The following is a 4,968-nucleotide window of genomic DNA, read 5'->3' as shown; positions in this document are numbered from 1 at the left end:
AACGGGCTGCGGTAGGGCGCGCTGTGCAGCTGGCCTTCGAAGGTGCTGAGGAAGAAGCCGTAGGAGGCTTCGCTGAGCTTCGAGCCGAGCAGGGCATCGTCCGGCGCCGGGCGTACCGATTTGAACAACGTTGCCAGGCTGCCGGGCGCATCACGGCGCTGCTGGGCCATGGGCAGGTTGCTCTCGGCAAAGAACTGCACCTCGATCAGCAGGAACTGCCGGGCTTCGGCGGCCTTGCGTTCGTACAGCGGGTGCTGGGTCAGCTCGAACCAGCGCCCGGCCTGCAACTGGCGCACGCCACCCTGGCCGTGCACGCGGCGGGCCTGGGATTCACGCTGTTCGATCTGCACGCGGCTCAGCCAGTCGCCGCGCTCCTGCTTCTGCCAGTTGTACTGGCCCTGGTATTCGTAGCGTTCCAGAGCAGCGGGGGCGGAAGCGGCTTCAAGCGCCGGCATCACGCTTTCGCGTGGCTGGCTGTGGGCCAGGTAGTCGACGCTGCGCCAGTTGAGCTTGCCGCTGAGCAGCTGCGAGCCGGTGCTCCACTGGGTGATGCCGTCCTGTTTTTCGGTGACGCTCTGGGTGTGGAACGGCACGCTCTGCGGGGTGAGGGCGGGCAGGGTGTCGACGCTGTCGGTGAAGACGATGCAGTGGCTGTCGGGCTTGTGCTCGACGTACCAGAAGATGCCTTCGAGCTCGCACCAGCGTTGCACGAAGTTGGCGTCGGTTTCGTTGAACTGGGTGACGTAGGACAGCGGTGCATACTCGCGGCGCAGCTCGAGGCGGTAGTTGCCTTTGGCCTGTGGGTACTGGACGAACACGGCTTCGAGGATCGCGGGCAGGGCCTTGTCCTGCCAGATGCGCTCGACGCCGTGGGCGCGCAGGGCCTGGAGCCGGTCGGCACCCAGTGGAGTGGTCAGCTGCAGCAGGCGGCTGTATGGCGAAATGTATAACTCCTTCGCCTTCGCCTTCATCCATTTACTCCGGAAGAGGTTTGAAACCGTGCAACAGCTCATCCCAAAACGCCAACGCTTCCTCATTCGATTTGAAGTTGCTTCCACTTTCATGAGTGCCTAACTCAATCGCAATATAGGGGCGTGTATTGGATTCTAATGTCCCATCATATTCGAATTGGAAGGCATAAAAATTTTTGCCATCTATTATCGTACTAACTGCCACCTCTTCCCCGTCGATGCCGCCTACAGTTCGCTTGTTCTTTCGAAGAGTCTGTAAGCGGCCACTATTTGACAGCTCACCCACTACGGGATCGTATTCCTTTTGCTCGAATCGCTCGATAAGGCTGGGTTCTTTCTCGATAATGCTCTTTGTAAGAAGGCTTACATAGTTTCCTGTGTGGCCACTAATTTGCGCGCCCATATAGACAGATTCGAAAAATTGATTATTGGGGAGCGTTGAATAACCAGCCTCCAATGCGAAGGCTCCGTGCGGGGGCTCCGCATCAGGGTGTCTGAAGTAAATGGCATTGCTTAGTTTTCGCATGTTCTCTACTGCTTCAGTTACACCGTTTGGTGTGACACGTTTGATCATCATGTGATACAACGTGTTTTTACTTGTGAGCAAGTATGCATTGAAGGTGTAGAGTGTGCTGAGGCGTGAAAGTAAAAGCACGCTTCCATTGTCGAGCTGAATTGTTTTCTCGTATTTGCTGCTGGTCCCGCGAGCGACTCCTTTTTCAAGGTCTTCAATGAGGCGTGAAGTAATGGCTGGCAATTGAGATTTACCGTTTTTGCTCACCAATTCAAGTTTTTCATCAAAAATCTTGTAGTCAGCAGCGATTTCCGAGCCTCGTGGGAGCGATAATTGAAAGCGGCCGAAGTAGTGCGTGTTCCAGTTGTTTTCAGGCATGACGGCCTCTCTTGGTTTGCTGGTGGCTGCGAAAAGTGAGCATGATGCGCATATTAAAGCTACAGCTATTAAAGTCCGGTGGACTAAATTCATCTCAGATCCATTTTGCTATTGAAATATCAAATGCTGTTAGAGATTCTTATCAGGCTGTATAAAGTAGCGAATTGCGTTCGGCCGGCCTTGTCAGTGTAAGCATCCTGGTGGCCGTAACCCGCCGAGTTATTGAACGCTCCTTCTTTGCAGTAACGGTTAAGTATTCCGCCATTTTGTCCGTGAGCAAATGCGCCGTGCACGCCTCGTTTACCTCGGGGTGCAGTAGATGAAAATGCCGGAACCGTGCCGTCGCCAGGGTAGTAACCCGGCCCAATGCTAAGGGTATAAACGCCGTTTAGCGTGATCTCTGCGTCCAGATTGTCGCTGCTCAGATTGGCTGTTTTAATATCGAGACCTTGGAGGCTATTGGCTGCCCACTCAATTGTTCCCCAAGTATAAAGTTTGGGTGATTTCGACTCGGCAGCATAATGCACGAAGGTGTTCGTATGGTATTTTTTTTCAATGTCAGCGTGGAAAACTTTTACTTCGTCAATGATATCACAAAATTCTTGTCGTAAAGACGGCGGCGCTGACTCAATTTTCCTCAATTTTTTCGGTTTTGACTGGCTGGCAGAAACAATACCTGCGGGGTCAAATAATTTATTATTTTGTTCAGGGATCAATCCCCACCATTTTTCTGATTTATAGATTTCTTCATAAGGGCATCGCTCGGGAAGGCGTAGTACTCTCTCAAGGCTGGATTTGTCTTTTGCAAACAGCCAAGGTTCGCCGTCATTATAGTCGTGAGAAGGTAACAGTTCCAGCGGGCCGTTTGCAAATGCCATCACCGCTATACCATCTGCGGCATCGCGCCCCAGAATTTTCTTTTCAGCCAACGCTTCAAACCCTGCCCGAACTCGCTTGTAACTTGCGGGTGCTCCAGTTGCTGGCATCGCGCCATGGATAATCCCGTATACTTTATCGAACCCGTGGCAAGCGATCATGGCTCTCGCCACCAAGCCACCCATTGAGTGGGTTACGATAATAACTTTTTCGGCTTTCCCGTTGTAATGCGGAAGTACCGTATCATTGATGTAGTCAATAATGTCTTTAGCTGAGTCGCGGTTCGACTGCAGCCAGTTATAGCCGGCCGCCCAAACTTCATACTGTGTGTCTGCTGCGATCTTCAACCCACTTGCATCGCCCATCGCAGTGAGGCTGGGATTATCCTCCCAGTCCCCCCAGTCTGCAGGCGCTTGATCGACACGCTCTCTCCATGCACCTTGGAGGTTGCCATTGAGCATGATGTCATTCATCTGGCGTTGCATTTCACCCATAATCGGATGATAGGCAGAGCGCATTATTGCCCCCCACTTACGGGTTCGCATATCGTCTTTCGAAAGCCCGCTGCCAGCAGCGTCCAGCTCGCCACCTTCGTAGACCCCTACCGCGCCGGGGGTCGAGTCCAGCTCGGCTTGCCGTTGCTTGGACGACTTGAACCAGCTGCCAAAGAGGAGCCCCAGCGTTTTGACAACCGGGAAAATACCATCCATGTTGGGTGCTACCCAGACGCGCTTCTTGGTCTTCATATTCATGAGGTTGGTGCCCATGATCCCTGGTATGAAGACAATCGGTATGACCTTATCGCCTTTGTAAGGCAAGGATTTCTCTATCAGATTAGCCGAGGAGGAGAGTGTTGTATGGGCCGCCAGCATCCCATCCTCATCATATTCTTGAGGCAGGTGAAGCGCAGAATCATTGGGGGTCGATGTCTTAGTTCCCATGGCGAGATCCCTTTTTTCAGCTGTCGATTCATGAGGCTTAGCGAAACGGCTCATCATGCATCTCCCAATACTTTGATTTTCACAAACTCAGCAATCTGACTCTGCTGCACCGGAATCTTCCCCGCCGCATCCGACACATACTGCATCACGCTGCCATCAGCCCTGGTAACTTCAACCTTCACTCCCGACGCAGGCTCACCAGTACTGAGCTTCTTGATCACATAAGGGTCGGCAAAGTCGGTCTTGGGCATCTCGTTAAAGGTATGCGACAGGCTGGTGCCGCCACTGAAGACCTTTTTCGCCCCTTTGACATCAATGGTCCCCGGCGCGTGGATTTCGATATTGCCGCCCTTTATGCGGATGTAGCCGCCACCACTGGTGAGCAGAATGCCGTCCTTGGCGGCGATTTCGATACCGGCCGCCGTAGAGCTGAGCTTCATGTTCTGCAGTGAAGTCAGCAGCATCTCGTCGTTCTGCGCTTGTAGCTCCACCTTGCCTTTGGCCGCAAACAGCTTGGCGCCGGCGTTCTGCGCAAACAGGCTGATGCTGTGCACCACGCTGGCCAGCAGCGATTTGCCGCTGGCGATGTTGACGTCTTTCCCGGTACTGATGGTCAGGTGCTTGCCGCTGTGCAGGTGTGTGTTCTGCGGCGTGGCCGTGGCGATGTCGGCTGGGGAGGAGGCGATCAGCAGCGGCTTCTGGTAACCCGGGGTCTTACCGCGGCCACCGTTGCGAATCGCCCAGGCGGTGTCGCCGCCGTTGCGCTGCTGTTCGCTCGGCCCCTGGCTCGGGCTGCTGCTGTCGTTGCCGTAGGTCACGTCGGTGTCGGCGTTGAGCTGAGTCAGGCTGTCGAGGCCGCCCTGCAGGGCGTCGGCGTTGTGCTGCTGGGCCGTCTCGGAGAGGGTTTTGAGGCGTTGCTCGCTGTTCTGCAGCTGTTGCTGGGCCTCGCTGACGTCGAGCTGGGCGCCTTCGGCGTTGCTGCGCTTCCAGGTGCTCAGGTACAGGCCTTGCTGGGCGCGCAGGGCGCCGTAGGCGTCGGTGCGCAGCTCGAAGCCGGTGCCGCGCAGGCCGCCGCGGTTGTTGCCGCGCTGGTCGATCAGGTAGCCGAGGTTGAGCTGGGTATGGCCGTGGCTGCTGTGGATCTGTGTGCGGACCTGGCCGGTGGAGTCGTCCATGACCCACTGGTTGAAGCCGCCACCGCCGACTTCCTTGCTCTTGTAGCCGCTCATCAGGCCGCTGGAGTGCCAGGCGGGTTTGTGGCCGCCGTAGACCTGGCCCATGACCAGCG

At 55.5% G+C, this 4,968-nt stretch carries 4 protein-coding genes; all 4 read right to left on the bottom strand.

Annotated features, from left to right (window positions below; all coding sequences use genetic code 11):
* Window positions 1-971: type VI secretion system Vgr family protein (locus NGJ21_RS25850; protein WP_251962892.1), on the bottom strand; the 971-nt coding region annotated here is incomplete at its 3' end.
* Window positions 972-975: 4 nt separating this feature from the next.
* Complete coding sequence (locus NGJ21_RS25845; protein ID WP_251962891.1) at window positions 976-1,863, bottom strand: T6SS immunity protein Tli4 family protein; 888 nt, start codon at window positions 1,861-1,863, stop codon at window positions 976-978.
* Between the two features lie 119 nt (window positions 1,864-1,982).
* The gene (locus NGJ21_RS25840; protein WP_251962890.1) at window positions 1,983-3,734 is read right to left on the bottom strand and encodes an esterase/lipase family protein; all 1,752 of its coding nucleotides are present in this window, start codon (window positions 3,732-3,734) and stop codon (window positions 1,983-1,985) included.
* Window positions 3,734-4,968: DUF2345 domain-containing protein (locus tag NGJ21_RS25835; protein WP_251962889.1), on the bottom strand; the 1,235-nt coding region annotated here is incomplete at its 5' end. The genes NGJ21_RS25840 and NGJ21_RS25835, both read right to left, overlap by 1 nt.

This window comes from Pseudomonas sp. Marseille-Q5299 (assembly GCF_943737035.1).
Classification (GTDB): Bacteria; Pseudomonadota; Gammaproteobacteria; order Pseudomonadales; family Pseudomonadaceae; genus Aquipseudomonas; species Aquipseudomonas putida_E.
The sequence above is the reverse complement of the archived record's forward strand: the minus strand, read 5'-3'. Positions and strand labels throughout refer to the sequence as shown.